Raw genomic sequence first — 16,290 nt, forward strand, 5'->3', positions numbered from 1 at the left:
AAGGGGTGCGGATTCGAATAAAAGGTGCGGCTGGGTTCGCGAAACTCGAAACGGTAACGATCTTGATAGGGGGTGGGGGATCAAGATCATGTTGTTTAGTGTCGCTGGTGCATGGTCTTCACTTCCCGATCCGATGTTCGATCGAGAGAAGGGGTTACGCATGAGGATCCGCACTGTTTTCGCCATCGGGGCGGCCGGTCTCGTCGTTCTCGCCGCTCCGGCTGGGGGCGCCTTCGCGAATTCCGTTCCGGGCGTGGCTGTTCCGGTTCAGGACGATGACGGCGACGAACTCGTCTCCGGTGCGATCGTTCCCGCGCAGGACGACGATGACGACGACCTCGTGGCGAGCGGAATCATTCTCGCGCAAGACGACGATGACGACGATTTCGTAGCGAGCGGAATCATTCCCGCGCAAGGCGGAGACCTCGTTCGAGGTGCCCTCGTTTCCGTTCGACAGGGCGACGACGACGGCGCGGAAGACGCGATCGGAGCCGGAAACGCCCCGGCGCGGAACGACGCACCGATCGACGGCCGCTCCCGGAACGACAACACGCGGGACCACCGGGGCCCGACCGAGCCCGAGCCGCAGACCGACAGCTCCGGGCTCGGGACCCAGAGGAACGACTCGACGAACGAGACCGACCAGCGGTCCGGCCCGGTCGCACCCCAGCCGCGCAGCGTGCACTGACGCGGGAGGACCATCGGGGGCGTGGGTTGCCGTGCGCCTGTTGACCCGCGCCTCCGTGGCCGGGGCACGAGTGAGGGTGCGCCCGTCAGTCACCCCGCCGCAGACGCAGAGGCATGAGTGAGGGTGCGCCCGTCGCCCGCGCACTCCAAAGCCCGGCGCACCTATGGAATTCCCGCGGCCTGTCTCCCCACGATTCTGGCCGATCGCGCGGCCCCTGGCCTCGGCGTCAGCCCCGAAACCAGCCAAGGTCACATCGACATTCTTCGAATTGTCAGTGCCCCGCCCCTATACTGCCCCGTATGGAGAAGTCTCCACCCGACCCGCGCCTCACTCAGGCCCTGCGTGCGCTCGCCAATCCGCTGCGCTTGCAACTGCTGCAATGGCTGCGGGATCCGGAGCGGAACTTCGTTCTCGACGGGGCGATCGCCGATCCTCATGAGGTCGGGGTGTGTGTGACGCATATCCAGGCCAAGGTTGGGCTCGCCCAGTCGACGGTTTCGGCGTACATGGCGGAGCTCGAGCGCGCGGGGTTGGTGCGGTCGACTCGTGTCGGGAAGTGGACTCACTATCAGCGCGACGAGCGGCGGATTGCCGAACTGGTCGCCGAGCTCGGCCGGAACCTCTGAGTCGCAAGCGGATTCGACGCTGATGCCCGACTCGGCTTCATATCGACAATTTCCGATGCTACGATACATCGAGACTTTCCGATACAACGATTCATCACGCCGAGGAGTCACCCGATGACCACGACCGACGGGCTCGATCTGGGCCGATTCGGCATCTACACCTGGGATTTCGAGCACCGCTCGCCCGCGCGGGTGCGCGACGACATCCAGGAACTGGAGGATCTGGGCTGGCCGAGCTTCTGGTTTCCCGAGGTCGGCGGCCGCGAGGCGTTCACCCACGCGGGCCTGCTGCTGGCCGCCAGCCGCCGCATCCGAATCGTCAATGCCATAGCCAAGATCGGCGAGCGCACGGCCGTGGCCACCCACGGCGCCGCCCGGCTGCTCGCCGACGCCTATCCGGGCCGCCACGTCCTCGGCCTCGGTCTCGGCGACGGGCTGCCGGGCGTGAAGCCCCTCGCCGCCGTCTCCGGCTACCTCGATGAGCTCGACAAGCTCGCGGACGGGCGGCCGATCCCCCGCGTCCTCGCCGCCTACGGCCCCAAGATGCTCGCCCAGGCCCGCGATCGCGCCGCGGGTGCGCACACCTACAAGGTCACCGTCGACCACACCGCCCAGGCCCGAGAGATCCTGGGCCCCAACGCATTCCTCGGCGTCGAACACGCGGTCCTGTTCGAATCCGACCCCACCACCGCCCGCGCCAAGGCCCGCGAACACCTCCACCTCTACCTCACCACCCCCTTCAACGTCGCCAAGTACCGCCGCCTCGGCTACACCGAGGACGACGTCACCCACGGCGGCAGCGACCGCCTCGTCGACGACCTCGTCTTCTGGGGCACCCCCGACACCATCACCGAAAAACTTCGAGCCCACCTGAAGGCAGGCGCCACCCACGTCACCATCCAGGTAATCGGCACTCCCCCAGGCGAATCCGCCATGCCCCACTGGCGCACCCTAGCCCAAGCCCTCCTCTGACAGGCCCTACAACCTCCCCGCCAGACCAACCCAGCCGCACCCTTTGTTGGGATCCGCACCCCTTACAGGGCCATGTAAAGGGTGCGGATTCGGATAAAGAGTGCGGCTGGGTTAGGTGAACTGTTGGCGGAGGGCTCGTTTGAGGATTTTGCCGGTGACGTTTCGGGGGAGGGTTTGGACGAATTCGACTCGGCGGGGGAGTTGGAAGCTGCCGAGGTGGTCTCGGCAGGCTTCGATGATGTCGGCGGCGGAGGCGGTGGCGCCGTCGCGGAGGACGACTACGGCGCAGACGATTTCGCCCCAGGTGTCGTCGGGGACGCCGATGGCGGCGGCCTCGGCGACGGCGGGGAGGCGGTAGAGGGCCTGTTCGACCGAGAGTGAGGAGACGTTCTCGCCGCCGCTGATGATCAGATCCTTCTTGCGGTCGACGATGTAGACGAAGCCCTCCTCGTCCCGGCGCACCAGGTCGCCGGTGTGGAACCAGCCGTCGGTGAAGGCCGCGGCCGTCGCCTCGGGCTCGTTCCAGTACCCGGTCATCACCTGATCCGCACGCACGATCATCTCCCCGATCGCACCCGCGGGCACGTCGCGGAATTCGTCGTCGACGATGCGAATATCGGCCAGCCGCATGGGTTTTCCGGCGGAGGCCAGCAGATGCGTCTCACCCCCGGCGGCCCGGCGATGCGCCGCCTCGTCCAGATGCAGAACGTTCCCGGCCAGTTCGGTCATGCCCATGCCCTGATAGAAATCGCAGCCGAACCGCTCCAGCCCCTCGCGCAGCACCGCCGCCGGAATCGCCGAGGAGCCGTATCCGATCGCCCGCAATGTCTCCATCGAATGCTTGTCCAGCTCCGGATCCCGCAGCAGGAAATTGATCATCGTCGGCGCGAGCCCGGTCTGGGTGACTTGCCATTCGTCGACCAGCCGCAGGAATGTCGAATTGTCGTATGCCCGAAGGATTCCCACCGTCGCCCCGAGCAGATGATTCACCAGCACGACATACCCGCCGACATGACACAGCGGAAAGCAGAACAGGAACACCGTCTCCTCCGGAATCCCCCACTGCAATGCCGACGAGGTGACCCCGGCGAGCAGATTGCGGTGCGACAGCATCACCCCCTTCGGCGCGCCGGTCGTCCCGCTCGTGTACACCAACCAGGCCGTATCGTCGGGGTCGGGCCGCACCGCGGGCGCCCGCACCGAGGCCGCGCCCACGAACTCGGCCCAGCCGAGCGTCCCCTCCGCCGGGCCCATCGACACGACGGTGGTCACCGACGGAATCCGCTCGCGAATCGCCGCGACCATGCCCGCGAACTCCGGCGCGACAATCAGCACGCGCGCCCCCGAATGCGTGATGAGCGCGACGATCTGCTCCGAATGCAGCCGAAAGTTGAGGATGGTCAACGCCATTCCCGCCATCGGCACGCCGTAATAGCAGTCCAGATACCGCGCGCAATTCCCCGACAGGATCGCCACCCGATCCCCCGGCGCGGCCACCCCGAGCAACGCGTTGGCGAGCCGGCGAGCGCGCTCGCACAACCCCCGATAGTCGATCGCCTCGTCCTCGAATCGCACCGCGATCCGATCCGGATGTTTGCGCGCGCCGTACTCGACGATATCCCCGATCAGCATCCGCCCACTCCTATCGGATCGCTAGCGGATTGATCGGCGAGCCGACCCCGCGCGTGAATTGCAAAGGGGGACCGGCGTAGAAGAAATCCCACCGCCCGTCGACCGCGCATGCCGCCGACAACTCCTCGAAATCGAGCATCTCCGCCAGTGTCATGCCCATGTCGCGGATGAGCACCATGTGCAGTTCGAACGCGCCGCCGGGATGCTCGCCGGGCATCACCTCGACCGCCCAGTTGTCCGAACCGACCACGGCCACATCGCGTTCCCGTAGCCAACCCGCACACGCCAGGCTCAACCCGGGCTCCCCGGCCATGAACCCGGCCGCGTCCCGATCGGTCACGAACTTCTTGCGCCAGCCCGTGCGGATCAACAGGATGTCGCCCGCACCGACCGTCACGCCCTGCCCGGCGGCCACCGCCTCGAGTTCCTCGGGCGAGATCGCCTCCCCCGCCTCGAGCCAGTCCACGCCGCGCGCCCGCGCGATGTCGAGCAGCACGCCGCGCCCGGCGATGCCGTCGGCCTGGGTGTGGATGCCGCACTTGTCGGCGCCCTTGACCGTCACGCCCGCACCGGGATGACCGTTGTAGAGCCGGTCGTCGTAGTGCACGTGCGCCAGCGAGTCGTACTGCGACCCGGCCTGCAACGGCATGAACACGAAATCGTCGGCCCATTTGAAGCCGCCCGGCAGCACCTGCTCCTGCCCGTTCTCCGACATGAGCCGAATCGGGTTGATGCGCAGGCCACCCGGCTGCGGCCCGTCCCCGTCGAGCGGGATGCCCAGTTTGAAGGTCTCACCCGTCCGGATCAACGACGCCGCAGCCCGAATCCGTTCGGCGGTAATGAGATTCGTGGTTCCGCGCTCGTCGTCACTCCCCCACCGCCCCCAGTTGCTGACCTTGCCGCCCAGCTCGCGCATGTCGGGAACATCAGGCACCGTCGCCTCCTCAACTCATGACGTGACAGTCATGTCAACTTTCTCGACAAGTGTGAGCGCGGGCACTATCGCTGTCAATAGCCCATTATTTCCGGCCTGTTCGTCCCCTCATCCCATGCCCGGTGGGGCTACCGTGAACATGTATGGGGATCAAGGAAATATCGGTGGCGGTGACCGAGGACGACTGGCTGGCCCTGAGCGACGCGGCCGACTGCGCGGGCATGGGCGTGCGGGACTATGTCGCCTGGGCGGTGCGGCTGGTGGCGTTGCAGGCCAAGCCCGAGGTCACGCGGGCGAGCACGCCCTATCTCACGAAGGGCGTGCGGTATCGCGTCGAGGACCGCGACGAGCCCGAATCGGCCGCGTGGCTGGACACTTTCGCCGAGCGGCTGTCCCACCGGGCCGAGCAGTTCCGCGACGAGGTCTGAGCACTCAGAGTTTGAAGCGCCCCGCGAACGCCCGCAAGGGCAGATCCGCACTGGTCACGATGCCCGGCGGGGCGGCGACGACCGAGCGGATCGCGTTCAGCGCGGGCAGGCCCGTCACGGTCATGCCGATCGAGGCGAAGTTCGCCGGGTCGGACAGATCGAATCCCTTCTTGGGGAAGATCATGTGCTTGCTGTAGATGCTGGGATCGCCGGTGATCTGAGTGATGTAGCAGCCCTTGATGTTCCACGCGGGATCGGTGTGCGGGGTCATCTGCCATTCGAGGTGCGTCTCCACGCGCGGGACGCCGTCGACCAGGCCCTGATATCTGATGTAGTTCGCGCCCAGCGAGCCCTTCGGCAGGAAGTACCAGCCCAGGTCGACGTCCTTCGTGCACGCGCCGAGTTCGTAGCCGAACGTCACCTCGTCGAGCACGAGCCCGAACGCGTCGGCCATCAGCTGCACCGAATCGGCGAAGACCGCGGTGTATTTGTAGAGCGAGTCCGGGATCGTCGGATCGTCGATCGGGCGGCCGTACCCCACCGCCTTCCACGTCTCGACCGAGTGATGACAGGAGACGTCCACCGATTCGGTGACGGTCACGTTCTCGATCTCGGCCACGTCCGCCGAGTGCGCGATGCCCAGGACCTGGCACAGGCCGGGATTCATGCCGGTGCCGTAGAACGTCGCGTTGCCGCGCTCGCACGCGGCCCGGATGACCTCGCTCACCGGGCGGCCCGACGGATGCGGATGATTGCGGTCGCGGTGGTGTCCGGTGATCCAGTCCGCGGTCGTGACCACGTCGATGCCCGCCTCGAGCACCCGCTCGTAGAGCGCCTCGTCGGGGAACACGCCGTGGAAGGTGAGCACATCGGGCCGCGCCGCGATGATCTCCTCGACGGTTCCGGTGGCGACGACCCCGATCGGCCCGATGCCGACGATCTCCCCCGCGTCCCGGCCGATCTTCTCCGGTGTGTAGCAGTGCAATCCGACCAGTTCGAGATCGGGATGCTCGCGAATGCGCCCGATCATCTCGCTACCGAGATTGCCTGTGGCGACCTGGAATACGCGGATCTTGTCGGGTGTGCTCATGGGGTGTACCGCCTTTCGACGCCGACCGTCTCCGGTGTGCTCATGGTGTGTCGCCTTTCGACGCCGATCCTCTCCGGTGCCGCCATCGGGTACCGCCTTTCAAAGCCGATCCTCTCCGGTGCCCTCATCGTCCGCCGCCTTTCGACGCGGGATAGAACTGGGCCGCCCAGGCTCGCAGGGCGCGGAAGCCCTCGAATTCCTTGCCGGACAATGCCGGTGGGTCGCTGTAGCGCTGATGGGCCCAGATGTGGATGTCGGCCTCGAACTGCTCGATGACGAAACTCGCCATGGTCTTCGCGTATTCGGTCATGTGCGGGCGGTCGTCGCCGGGTTTGCGGCCGATCCAGACGGTGAACCGGACGTCGGAGGTGGAGTCGTCGACCGGGGTCACCGCCGAGAGCGTGCGATTGTCGACCATGCCCCAGCTCTTGGTGACCGCGGCGCCGAGACCGCCGTTGATGGCCTCGACCCCGCTGTTGATCTCGTCTCGCGGGGTGTCGTCGAAGGCGACGGTGAAATCGACGTAGGACACCGGGCCGCCGAAGTCCTGCCGGGTGAACTCGGGCACGAACGGCGTCTTGTGCACGTAGGTGAAATGCGCGAAGTCGACGCCGTTCTCCATGATGTACTGCGGATGCAGTTCCAGCCCTTGGCGATACAGCGTGCCGTCCGGGAAGGGCGGATAGTAGTCGGCCGCGGTCTTGTCGTCGTCGAAGTCGGCGAAGATGTCGGGAACATCGAAATACGGTGCGCGACCGTCGATGTCGTGCCACATCCAGATCGCCTCGTTACGCTCGACGGTCGGATAACTGCGAATTCGCCTGCCCCGGTTGGGATGTCGCTCGTAGGGCACGCACACATTGCGGCCCTCGCGATTCCACTCCCAGCCGTGGAACGGGCAGACGATGTTCTCCCCGTCCACCCGGCCGCCGTAGCCGAGATGCGCCCCGAGATGTTCGCAATAGGCGTCGAACACCGACACCGCGCCCGAGGCCGAGCGCCAGGCCACCAGCTCCCGGCCGAAGTACTTCATGGTCCGCACGTCCCCGATCGCGACCTCATGGGACCAGGCCACCTGGAACCAGCCCGTCGGCTCCATCGACAGCGTCGGCTTCGCCATATCCATCCTCCAGTTGCCGCCCGGGGCAGGCGTTCTCGCGGCGACACCGATCGTAGAAGCCTCTACGAAACAATACAAGAGGGTTCTACGAAACTGGTCGGCCGAGGTCGGCCCGGCTACACTGGCCTCCCGTGACGGATGTGGAGGTGACCGGGCGGCGCGCGAACAAGCGCGGCCTCGCGACGCGCGAGAGCATGATCCGCGCCGCGATCACCGCCCTGGCCACCGGCGACCCGAACGCGGTGTCGGGCAATCGGATCGCGCGCGAGATCGGCGCGACGTGGGGTGCGATCAAGTACCAGTTCGGCGACATCGACGGTTTCTGGGCGGCGGTCCTGCGCTACACCGCCGATCAGCGCGGCGACCTGCCGGCCGGGATCAAACCCGACGGCACCCTGCCCGAGCGGGTGCGCGCCCTCATCGACGCCATGTGGGTCGGCCTGCGCCTACCCCCCTCCCTCGCCATCGAGACCCTGCGCGCCGCCCTCCCCCGCGCCCAGGCCGAACTCGAACGCGACTACCCCCGCACGGCCGCCGAACTGGCCTCGTGGAAACCCAACTGGGACAAGGCATGTCAGCGCGCCTTCGCGGATCTCGGGGTGGATCCGGTGAAGGTGCGGCAGGTGGCCGCGCTGATCCCGGCGGCCATGCGGGGGATCACCTCGGAGCGGACGCTGGGGACGTACGGGAATCTGGACGACGCGCGGGAGGGGTTGGTCGGCGCGATCGTGGCGTACCTCGCGAGTTAATCGCGGGATTCGATGTGCTTGTGCGGCAACCAGATCGCCTCCGCATGCCTCCTGGATTCGGGGGTGAAGTAGTCGCCGGATTCCAGATCCTCGAGCAGGGTCGGGTGTTCGGGCGTCCAGCCCAGGAGCGCTCGGGTGCGCTCGCTCGAGACGGGCACGTCGAGGGAGAAGAATCTCGCCAGGAACGGGTTGCCGAGATGGTCCGCCGCCTCCTCCAAAGACAATGCGGCCGTGGAGATTCCGAGCTTGTCCGCCACCTTCGCGGCCACGCTGCCGATCGTGACCGCGCTCTCGCCGACGCCGTGCAACACGCTTCCGGCGGGCGCCTGCTCCAGGGCCAGCCGGAACAGGCGGGCCGCGTCGGCGCGATGGACGGCGGGCCAGCGGTTGCGGCCGTCGCCAACGTACGCCGAGACGCCGGACCGGTGCGCGGCCGCGATGAGGGCCGGGATGAATCCGTGGTCGTTCGGCCCGTGCACGGTCGGGGCCAGGCGTACGACGCTGGCCGGACTCCTCGGTCGGCGTAGGCCAGGCACGCTCGCTCGCCCGGAATACGGAAGGCCGCAACGGAATTCGGGTCGGGCTCGTCACCCTCGGCGCTGACCCGACCGGTCGGCAGCACCAGGGTGCCGGACGTGCTGACGAACGGCTTGCCGGTTCCGGCGAGCGCCTGCCCGAGCGCGGCGATCGCGGCGCGGTCGCGGCGGACGAGGTCGTCGGGGTCGGCGAAGTTCCCACCGAAGGCCAGATGGAGTACCCCGTCGGCGGCCTCCGCGCCGCGACGGAGACTCTCGAGATCGTCCAGGGAGCCGGAACGCGCTGTGGCGCCGAGGGTTTCGAGCCTAGTTGCTGCGGCGGCCGAGCGCGCGAGGCCGGTGACGCGATGGCCCGCCGCGACGAGTTCGGTGACGACGGCGGGACCGGTCTGGCCGGTGCCGCCGGTGACGAACACATGCATGAGAACACTCTCCTTCGAAATGTCAGTCACTGACTCTACCTCGTAGCGCCAGTCACTGACATATCGAGTAGACTGAGCAGGTGCCACGTAGCGGAGCCGACGCGCGCCGCCGCCTGCGGGAGGCGGCGCTGGAGCTGTACCGGGAGCGCGGATTCGATCGGACCACGGCCGCGGAGATCGCCGCGCGCGCCGGGGTCAACGAGCGCACCTTCTTCCGGCACTTCCCCGACAAGCGGGAGGTGCTGTTCGACGGCGAGACCGAACTCCGGGACGCGCTGCTGCGGACTATCGTCGAATTACCCCGGGAGATGGGCGTTTTCGCGGTCCTGCTGGCCGCCTTCCGGAAATCGGCCCGGACGCTGGCGGACAATCGGCCGTTCGCCGAGCCGCGCTGGCGGGTCATCGCGGCGACCCCGGCGCTGCGCGAGCGGGAGTTGGCCAAGCACGCCGCGCTCGCCGAGGTGGTCGCGGAGGCGCTTCGGCGGCGAGGCGTCGGCGACGGCGTGGCGAGTCTGGCCGCGCGGACCGGGTGGGCGGCGTATCAGCACGCCGTGCAGGCGTGGCTCGACAACCCCGGCGAGAGTTTGGACGCGCAGTTGACCCGCGCCTTCGATGATCTGTGCGCTCTGGCGGCGCGCCCGGACACCCTCGAGACGGCCGCGAGCGACTGATACTGCTCGGCTACGGGTTTAGCCAGGACTCGAAGGCGGCGAAGGTGAACGGGCGGCCGAGGAAGTCGGCGACCAGGTCGGCCGCGCCGCGGGAGCCGCCGGGGGCGAGGACTCGGTCGCGGTAGCGGTGTGCCACAGTCGGTTCGAACAGGTCCTCGGTGTCGAAGGCCGAGAACATGTCCTTGGCGATGACCAGGCTCCACAGATAGGTGTAGTAGCCCGAGGTGTAGCCGGACAGATGCCCGAACGAACTCTGGAAGTGGGTGTCGGGCAACGCGGTGACAAGGCTGTGGCGGTGCAGTGCGTCCAGGGCCGCGGCCGTGTGGTCGGCGGGGCGGTCGCGGTGCAGCAGATAGGAGATCGCAGCGTAGCCGAGTTGGGTGCGGATATTGAGGCCCTTGCCGAAATCCTTTGCGGCACGCATCCTTTCGACGAGTTCGGCGGGGATGCTCGCACCCTTGTCGTCGACGGCGAAGGTGCGCAGGATCGAGGGATCCCACGCCCACTCCTCGAGCATCTGCGACGGCGCCTCGACGAAGTCCCATTCGGTCGCCACGCCGGAGAACCGCACCCAGTCCTGGCGGCCGCCGAGCACGTGGTGGATGAGGTGTCCGAACTCGTGGAACAGCGTGACGACGTGCTGATGCTCCATCAACCCGCGCGAGAAATTGCACACCAGCACCCCCTCGGGCAGATGCCGATCGGTGATCCCGGCGACGAGATCGAACTGCGCGGCGTGCTTGTACTTGCCCGCGCGCGGATGCAGGTCCAGATGAATCCGCCCGCGTCGTTCGCCGTCGGCGTACACGTCGTAGACCGCGACCTCCTCGTGCCAGCGCGGCACGTCGACCGGGCGGTACTCCAGGCCGAACAGCCTGCCGGTGACCTCGAGCAAACCCGTTCGCACGCGGGCGAATTCGAAGTAGCGCCGGACCTCGCGGGCATCGACATCGTACTGTTCGCGTTTGATCAGCTCGATGTAGTAGGCGACCTCGGACCGGTCGATCCCGGTGGCGGCGGGGTCGTCTTCGCGGCGGCGCGCGAGCAGGGCGGCGAGGTCGCGGCGGGCGGCGGCCTCGGCGGCGGTGGACAGCCGCTCGATGAACTCGTCGATGGCGCGGCCGCTGCCGATCATCTTGACCGCGGCGTCGTAGTCGGGCCAGCCGTCGAAGCCGAGCAGCCGGGCCTTCTCGTCGCGCAGGTCGAGCATCTCGTGCAGCACCGCGTCGTTGACCGGCCAGCCGCGGCGGTCGAATTCGGCGGTGAGTTCGCGGCGCGCGTCGGTGTCGCGGGCGTAGCTGCGGAACGGGTGGAGGTCCGGGTAGTCGGTGGTGACGGCGACGCGTCCGTCGTCGGAAACCGGGTGTGCCGCAATGAAATCGGCGGGGAGCCCGTCGAGTTGTTCGGGCCGCACCCGGATCTCGCGCACGTCGTCGCGGATGGCGCGGCCGAACTCCTGATCGAGCACGACGAGCCGTTCGGAGATCTCCCGCAAGCGGGTGCGGGTCGGCTCGTCGCGATCGACGCCGCTGCGACGGAAGTCGCGCAGCACATGCTCGCGCATCCGGTGCGCCGCCGCGTCCAGCCCCGAAGGATCGGTGCCCGCGACCACGTCGTAGAGCTCCCGATCGAGATCCCGATCGGTCCGCACCCGATCCACCTGCTGGGACAGCTTTTCGGCGAGTTCGCGCACCGCGGGGTCGGGATGGACCTCCGCGAGCAGCCCGGCGGCGGAGTCGGCGGCGCGCAGCGCGATATCGGCGTCGTTCCACAGCTCCAGCACGGCGCGGGTGTCGCGGGCGGTCCCGTCCTTGATCCGTAGCAGAGTGTCGGTCGCGGCCCGCAGGTTGCCGTGCGCGTACCCGTCGAGCCAGTCGGACCAGTCGGACGTCGGCAGGGCAAGCGGTTCGAGCGTCATGTCACGACAGTAGCCGCCGGGCGCGGGCCGACGCGGTCATCTCACCCGTGCCCACCCGAGAGCAGCAATCGGCGGCGACGCACGGCGCGCCGCTCCGCCTCGTCCGCCGCGGCGGTGGCCTCCTCGGGCGACCCACCGCGACCGATCGCCTCCTCGTACGCCGCGGCCCTGGCCTTCTCGATCTTCGCGGCCCGTCGCCGCCGGATTCCCTCGAACATCGCCGTCCTCACCTTCGATTCCGCTGCTTCCGTGTCCCGTCAGTCTTGCCGGGTGAGAGTGCGGGGCGCATCGCTCCACGGAATGACCGGGCATCGTCCCCGAGAACTACTTCCGTCCGGGCGCGATGACCGAACCGGCGTACCCGGCCTTTCAGCGCGCCCCTCCGCGAGTGGGCGTCGAAATCGCCCGCGATCAGCGCCGACCCGAGGCCCACCCACGGAGTGGTGAGCCGGCCCGCCAGGACAGCGTGGAATCAACGCTGTCGCATGGGCTTTCGAACGCGGGCGTGCCGGTAGGTTCGAAGGATGGGGAGTTCGAGAATCCGCCGTCCAGTCGCGATCGTGCTCGGGGTCGTGGTGGCGGTGGTGGCCGCGGCGCTGCTGCCGCGATGGTGGTGTGGGCGGGACGCGGATCGGTGGTTCGAGGGGGAACCTGGGCGGGTGCGGGGGCTGGCCGAGGAAATGGTGGCCTTCGAGGACGGGGACGATCGGGCGCGGGCCGACCGGAGACAGGTGCTGGACGGGATGTGGGGGTTGCTCGCGCATCAGATGACGGCGCTGGGGCTGGCGCAGGTGTGCCTCGCGCATCCGGAGTGGCGAGAACGCTACGCGCCCATCGTGACTCGCGCGGCGGCCAAGAGTCTGCTGCCCGAGATGCGGTCGGCGTTCACCGACAGCTGGCACGGCGAGGACGGGGCGGCGGTTCCGGACAGCCCGCACGGGCACGCGTACCTGTCCTATCCGGCCCTCGCGCTGGGGATGGCCCGGCTGGTCGATCCGGCCTTCCCGCCCGAACTCGCGGCGCGGCACGACGCCCTGATCGAGTCCGCTCAGCGCCGGCTGCTCGCGTCGCCGACCGCGCTGCTGGAAACCTTTCCCGGCGAGGCGTATCCGACCGATGTGGCGGCCGTGGCCGCCGCCATCGCGGTGCACGGGCGGGCGACCGGGGTCGATCACGGGGCGGCGCTCGCGCACTGGGCCCGGCAGGTACGCGCGGTGCAGATCGATCGGGAGACCGGACTCGTGGTGCAGCGCATGGGAATCGACGGTCGGGCGCACGACGCGCCGCGGTCCTCCGGGACCGGATTGGCGGCGTATTTCGCCGGGTTCGCGGACCGGGTGCTGGCCGCGGATTTGGCGGCGGGAGTGTTCCGGCAGGAGCGCGGCGTGCTCGGCTTCGGCGCGATCCACGAGTACGGCGGCGGGCGCGGCGGACCCGGGGATATGGACAGCGGGCCGGTCGTGCTCGGAATATCGGTCTCCGCAACGGGTTTCGCGCTCGCCCCGGCCCGCGCCTTCGGGCAGCGCGAGGTATTCACGCGGCTGTTCCGGACCGCCGATCTGGTCGGGGTGCCGGTGCGGAGCGGTTCCCGGCTGCGGTTCGCGACGGGTGGGGTGATCGGGAACGCGCTGTTGCTGGCGTTCCTGACCTCGGGGCCGGAGCTGGCCCGGTGAGAGTCTCGCTGGTGCTGGTCGTGCTGTATCTTGTGCTGCACTGGCTGTTGGGGGTGTTGTCGGAGCGACACGGGTTCGGGTCGGTCGACGGGGTCGGCGCGGCGTTCTCGGTCGTCACCGTTCTCGTGGTGGGGCTTCGGGTGACGGTGCTGGTCGTTATGCCGGGCCTGCTCGCCTATCGGCTCGCGATGCGGCTGCTGCGGCGGGGCGCTGATACCGAGACCTGATGTCCTCCAGAGATTTTGGGCTTCGACGATGGGGGGTGGAGGTCGTCGTGGTTCACCTGACCGCCCACTCCCGTGATCCTCGGGCGAGCTCGTCGGTGTCGAGCGGGCGTGGCCTACCCGACGGCGGCCAGGAGGCGGCGCAACTCTCGACGGTCCTTTTCGGTCAGTTTGCTCAGAACACGCCGCTCGGCCTCCGTGATCGCCGGATCGATTCGCTCGAGCATTGCCGAACCGGCGCGAGTCAGGCTGGCGGGCAACGATCTTCCCGTCGCGACGGTCGCGGGGCGGGTCACCAGACCGCGGCGCTGCAAGCCGTTGATGACCTTGTTCATGGCCTGGGGGGACACGTTCACATCGCGGGCGAGCTGGGCGTTCGATCTACCCGGCGTCTGCGCCAGCAGCCGCATGCACAGGTATTCGGGGAAGGTCAGCTCGAACGGTTCCAGCACCGTCGCGCCCACCTCGGCCCGCAACGCCGAGGCGACTCGGTGCAGAAGGTAGCCGAGGGGCTTGTCCTCGAAACCTTCCATCGGAGCATCTTGACACATATCAACCTGGTTGACATAAAGGGTCTATGACGAGTTCATCCCAGGAAGAGATGTTCGAATCCGCTTACCAGGGCAAGGCTCCCGAGATCGGCGAGGGTTTCCGGCCGCCGTGGAGCATCGGGGCGCCGCAACCGGAGATCGCCGCGCTCATCGACGCCGGGAAGTTCCACGGCGAGGTGCTCGACGCCGGGTGCGGTGAGGCCGCGACGTCGTTCTACCTCGCCGAGCGGGGCTTCACCACGGTCGGGCTGGATCTGTCGCCCACCGCCATCGACCTCGCCCGCGCCGAGGCCGCGCGGCGCGGGGCGCACACCGCGAGTTTCGAAGTGGCCGATATCAGTTCGTTCACCGGGTACGACGGACGCTTCGGCACCATCGTCGACAGCACGCTGTTCCACTCCATGCCCGTCGAATCGCGCCGGGGTTATCAGGAGTCCATCGTGCGGGCCGCGGCGCCGGGCGCGTCCTACTTCGTGCTCGTCTTCGATCGCGCGGCGACCCTGCCGGGTCCGATCAACGCGGTCGACGAGGAGGAGCTGCGGGCGGTCGTCGGCGAGTACTGGTCGATCGACGAGGTGCGCCCCGCGCGCATCCACGCCAATATTCCCGGCGGCGCGGAACGAAGGGGCGAGTTCGCGGGACTCGATCTCCGCGACGAGGGCGCGGGCCGGGTGTCCCTGCCCGCCTGGCTGCTGTCGGCACACTTGGACTGAACGGACAATCCTCCTACACTGCCCCGTTGTGCGTGCGCTGTCCCCGCGGTCGAGAGTGTGGCTGGTGTGGACTGTCACGCGAATCCTGTTGGTGGCCTTCACCGGTGTGACGGCGCTCCCGCACAGCGTGTGGGACGCGTCGGCGGCGGATCTGCGGTTGTACCAGGAGTGGGCCGAGCTCATCGTGCGGCAGCACACCTTTCCGCTGGCCGACGAGCAATGGCAGTACCCGCCGGGTGCGGGAGCGCTACTGGTCGTGCCCTGGTTGTTCGGGGGCGGGGCCGGGTACAACTGGTTCTTCTTCGGGGTGGTCGCGGTCGCGGACGCGGCGGTGTTGGGGTTGTTGATCCGGGCGTCCGGACGGGGCGGTGGTCCCAGGTACGAAGCACGCTGTGGCGCACCGTCTTTCGCGGGGCCGTGGGTGTGGACCCTGGGGGTCGCCTTGTTGGGGCGGGTCTGTTACGGGCGGTTCGATCTGGTGGTGGCGGCGTGTGCGGTGGCGGCGCTGTTGTGGGCGGGGCGGCGGCCGGTCGCGGCGGGGGTGGCGGTGGCGGCCGGGGTGTTGTTGAAGGTGTGGCCGGTGGTGGCGGTGCTGGGGTTGCGCTGGCGGGAGTTGCGGCGGGTGGGGGTCGCGGCGGGGGCGGCCGGGGTGGTGCTGGCGGGTGGGGTGACGCTGCTGGGGCCGGGGGCCTGGTCGTTCCTGCGGTTTCAGGCCCAGCGGGGGTTGCAGATCGAATCCGCCGCCGCCACACCGCTTCTCATCGCCCGGCTGGTGTCCGGGGGGTGGGATATCGAGCATCGGTTCGGGGCCGAGGAGCTGTCGGGGCCGGGGGTGGCGGGGCTGGCGCGGGTGTGCGTGGTGGCCATGGTCGTCGGCGGGGTGGTGGTGCTGGCGCAGTGGTGGCGCGTTCGCCCGCCCGCGGCCGATCTCGCGCTGGCGGCCACGCTGCTGGCCATGGTGACCAGCCGGGTGCTCAGCCCGCAGTATGTGGTGTGGGCGGTGGCGGTGGCCGCGGTGTGCGCGCTACGGTCGCGGACCACGCAGCGGCCGATCGTGTATCTCGTGCTGGTGGCGGCGTTTCTGAGTCAGGTGGAGTTCCCGTTCGTCTACGACCGGGTGGCGACGGGCAGCCTGCCGGGTGTGGTGGTGTTGACGCTGCGCAACGCGGTACTGGTCGGTGCGGCCGTGTGGTCGGTGGTACGGCTGCGGCACGGGCGGAGTACGGGTTACGGGGAGGCACGCTCGTCGCGTGGGAGCGCACTGCCCGCGCTGTCGAGGTCGGGCACGTAGCCGAGGGTCACGGCCGGACGGGGCCGCGGGAATCCCCTAGGCTGCAAGCGAA

17 protein-coding genes and 1 pseudogene are annotated in these 16,290 nt (G+C 68.6%); 10 read left to right on the forward strand and 8 right to left on the reverse strand.

The window, feature by feature from the left end; genetic code table 11:
- Positions 1-133 precede the first annotated feature (133 nt).
- The 3 genes from ACFYTQ_RS23515 to ACFYTQ_RS23525 all read left to right on the forward strand — a co-directional run bounded on the left by ACFYTQ_RS23515 (position 134) and on the right by ACFYTQ_RS23525 (position 2,286).
- The gene (locus ACFYTQ_RS23515) at positions 134-688 is read left to right on the forward strand and encodes a hypothetical protein (protein ID WP_387364716.1); all 555 of its coding nucleotides are present in this window, start codon (positions 134-136) and stop codon (positions 686-688) included.
- 299 nt (positions 689-987) lie between these two features.
- The gene (locus tag ACFYTQ_RS23520) at positions 988-1,314 is read left to right on the forward strand and encodes an ArsR/SmtB family transcription factor (protein WP_387364719.1); all 327 of its coding nucleotides are present in this window, start codon (positions 988-990) and stop codon (positions 1,312-1,314) included.
- 114 nt (positions 1,315-1,428) lie between these two features.
- Positions 1,429-2,286 (forward strand): TIGR03620 family F420-dependent LLM class oxidoreductase, encoded by an 858-nt coding sequence (locus ACFYTQ_RS23525; protein WP_387364721.1) that lies wholly within the window; start codon positions 1,429-1,431, stop codon positions 2,284-2,286.
- 111 nt (positions 2,287-2,397) lie between these two features.
- Here ACFYTQ_RS23525 and ACFYTQ_RS23530 read toward each other — a convergent pair whose 3' ends face one another.
- Together ACFYTQ_RS23530 and ACFYTQ_RS23535 are read right to left on the reverse strand one after the other, a co-directional pair.
- The gene (locus ACFYTQ_RS23530; RefSeq protein WP_387364724.1) at positions 2,398-3,918 is read right to left on the reverse strand and encodes a long-chain-fatty-acid--CoA ligase; all 1,521 of its coding nucleotides are present in this window, start codon (positions 3,916-3,918) and stop codon (positions 2,398-2,400) included.
- 10 nt (positions 3,919-3,928) lie between these two features.
- Positions 3,929-4,834, reverse strand: coding sequence for a cyclase family protein (locus ACFYTQ_RS23535; RefSeq protein WP_387365413.1), 906 nt, complete (start codon positions 4,832-4,834; stop codon positions 3,929-3,931).
- 161 nt (positions 4,835-4,995) lie between these two features.
- Between ACFYTQ_RS23535 and ACFYTQ_RS23540 the strand changes: the two genes are divergently transcribed.
- Positions 4,996-5,280 (forward strand): hypothetical protein, encoded by a 285-nt coding sequence (locus ACFYTQ_RS23540; RefSeq protein WP_387364727.1) that lies wholly within the window; start codon positions 4,996-4,998, stop codon positions 5,278-5,280.
- Positions 5,281-5,284: 4 nt separating this feature from the next.
- On the opposite strand, the gene ACFYTQ_RS23545 is transcribed toward ACFYTQ_RS23540, so the two are convergent.
- Both ACFYTQ_RS23545 and ACFYTQ_RS23550 read right to left on the reverse strand, forming a co-directional pair.
- On the reverse strand, positions 5,285-6,370 hold the full coding sequence (locus ACFYTQ_RS23545; protein WP_387364729.1) for a dihydrodipicolinate reductase: 1,086 nt from the start codon (positions 6,368-6,370) through the stop codon (positions 5,285-5,287).
- Positions 6,371-6,494: 124 nt separating this feature from the next.
- Complete coding sequence (locus ACFYTQ_RS23550) at positions 6,495-7,490, reverse strand: Rieske 2Fe-2S domain-containing protein (protein WP_387364732.1); 996 nt, start codon at positions 7,488-7,490, stop codon at positions 6,495-6,497.
- 194 nt (positions 7,491-7,684) lie between these two features.
- On the opposite strand from ACFYTQ_RS23550, the gene ACFYTQ_RS23555 reads away from it, so the two are divergent.
- Positions 7,685-8,239 carry a TetR/AcrR family transcriptional regulator gene (locus ACFYTQ_RS23555; RefSeq protein WP_387365416.1) on the forward strand — a complete coding sequence of 185 codons (555 nt, stop codon included), beginning with the start codon at positions 7,685-7,687 and terminating at the stop codon, positions 8,237-8,239.
- On the opposite strand, the pseudogene ACFYTQ_RS23560 reads toward ACFYTQ_RS23555, so the two are convergent.
- A pseudogene (locus ACFYTQ_RS23560) lies at positions 8,236-9,197 on the reverse strand (SDR family oxidoreductase). The gene ACFYTQ_RS23555 and the pseudogene ACFYTQ_RS23560 sit on opposite strands and share 4 nt — an antisense overlap.
- Positions 9,198-9,277: 80 nt before the next feature.
- On the opposite strand from ACFYTQ_RS23560, the gene ACFYTQ_RS23565 reads away from it, so the two are divergent.
- The gene (locus ACFYTQ_RS23565) at positions 9,278-9,868 is read left to right on the forward strand and encodes a TetR family transcriptional regulator (RefSeq protein ID WP_387364735.1); all 591 of its coding nucleotides are present in this window, start codon (positions 9,278-9,280) and stop codon (positions 9,866-9,868) included.
- Positions 9,869-9,878: 10 nt separating this feature from the next.
- On the opposite strand, the gene ACFYTQ_RS23570 is transcribed toward ACFYTQ_RS23565, so the two are convergent.
- Both ACFYTQ_RS23570 and ACFYTQ_RS23575 read right to left on the reverse strand, forming a co-directional pair.
- On the reverse strand, positions 9,879-11,786 hold the full coding sequence (locus ACFYTQ_RS23570; protein ID WP_387364738.1) for a M3 family metallopeptidase: 1,908 nt from the start codon (positions 11,784-11,786) through the stop codon (positions 9,879-9,881).
- A gap of 41 nt (positions 11,787-11,827) precedes the next feature.
- Complete coding sequence (locus ACFYTQ_RS23575; protein WP_387364741.1) at positions 11,828-12,004, reverse strand: hypothetical protein; 177 nt, start codon at positions 12,002-12,004, stop codon at positions 11,828-11,830.
- Positions 12,005-12,310: 306 nt separating this feature from the next.
- Between ACFYTQ_RS23575 and ACFYTQ_RS23580 the strand changes: the two genes are divergently transcribed.
- The gene (locus tag ACFYTQ_RS23580) at positions 12,311-13,459 is read left to right on the forward strand and encodes a hypothetical protein (RefSeq protein ID WP_387364744.1); all 1,149 of its coding nucleotides are present in this window, start codon (positions 12,311-12,313) and stop codon (positions 13,457-13,459) included.
- Positions 13,456-13,686: a hypothetical protein gene (locus ACFYTQ_RS23585; RefSeq protein ID WP_387364747.1), complete on the forward strand. Its 231-nt coding sequence runs from the start codon at positions 13,456-13,458 to the stop codon at positions 13,684-13,686. Before ACFYTQ_RS23580 ends, ACFYTQ_RS23585 begins: the two co-directional genes overlap by 4 nt.
- 113 nt (positions 13,687-13,799) lie before the next feature.
- Here ACFYTQ_RS23585 and ACFYTQ_RS23590 read toward each other — a convergent pair whose 3' ends face one another.
- Entirely contained in the window at positions 13,800-14,216 is a 417-nt protein-coding gene (locus tag ACFYTQ_RS23590; protein WP_387364750.1) for a MarR family winged helix-turn-helix transcriptional regulator, read from the reverse strand.
- Positions 14,217-14,260: 44 nt separating this feature from the next.
- Between ACFYTQ_RS23590 and ACFYTQ_RS23595 the strand changes: the two genes are divergently transcribed.
- On the forward strand, positions 14,261-14,947 hold the full coding sequence (locus ACFYTQ_RS23595) for a class I SAM-dependent methyltransferase (RefSeq protein WP_387364753.1): 687 nt from the start codon (positions 14,261-14,263) through the stop codon (positions 14,945-14,947).
- A gap of 64 nt (positions 14,948-15,011) precedes the next feature.
- Positions 15,012-16,238 carry a glycosyltransferase 87 family protein gene (locus tag ACFYTQ_RS23600; RefSeq protein ID WP_387364756.1) on the forward strand — a complete coding sequence of 409 codons (1,227 nt, stop codon included), beginning with the start codon at positions 15,012-15,014 and terminating at the stop codon, positions 16,236-16,238.
- The last annotated feature ends 52 nt before the right edge of the window (positions 16,239-16,290 follow it).

It is taken from the genome of Nocardia sp. NPDC004068, assembly GCF_042874315.1.
In the GTDB taxonomy this organism is placed as follows: Bacteria; Actinomycetota; Actinomycetes; order Mycobacteriales; family Mycobacteriaceae; genus Nocardia.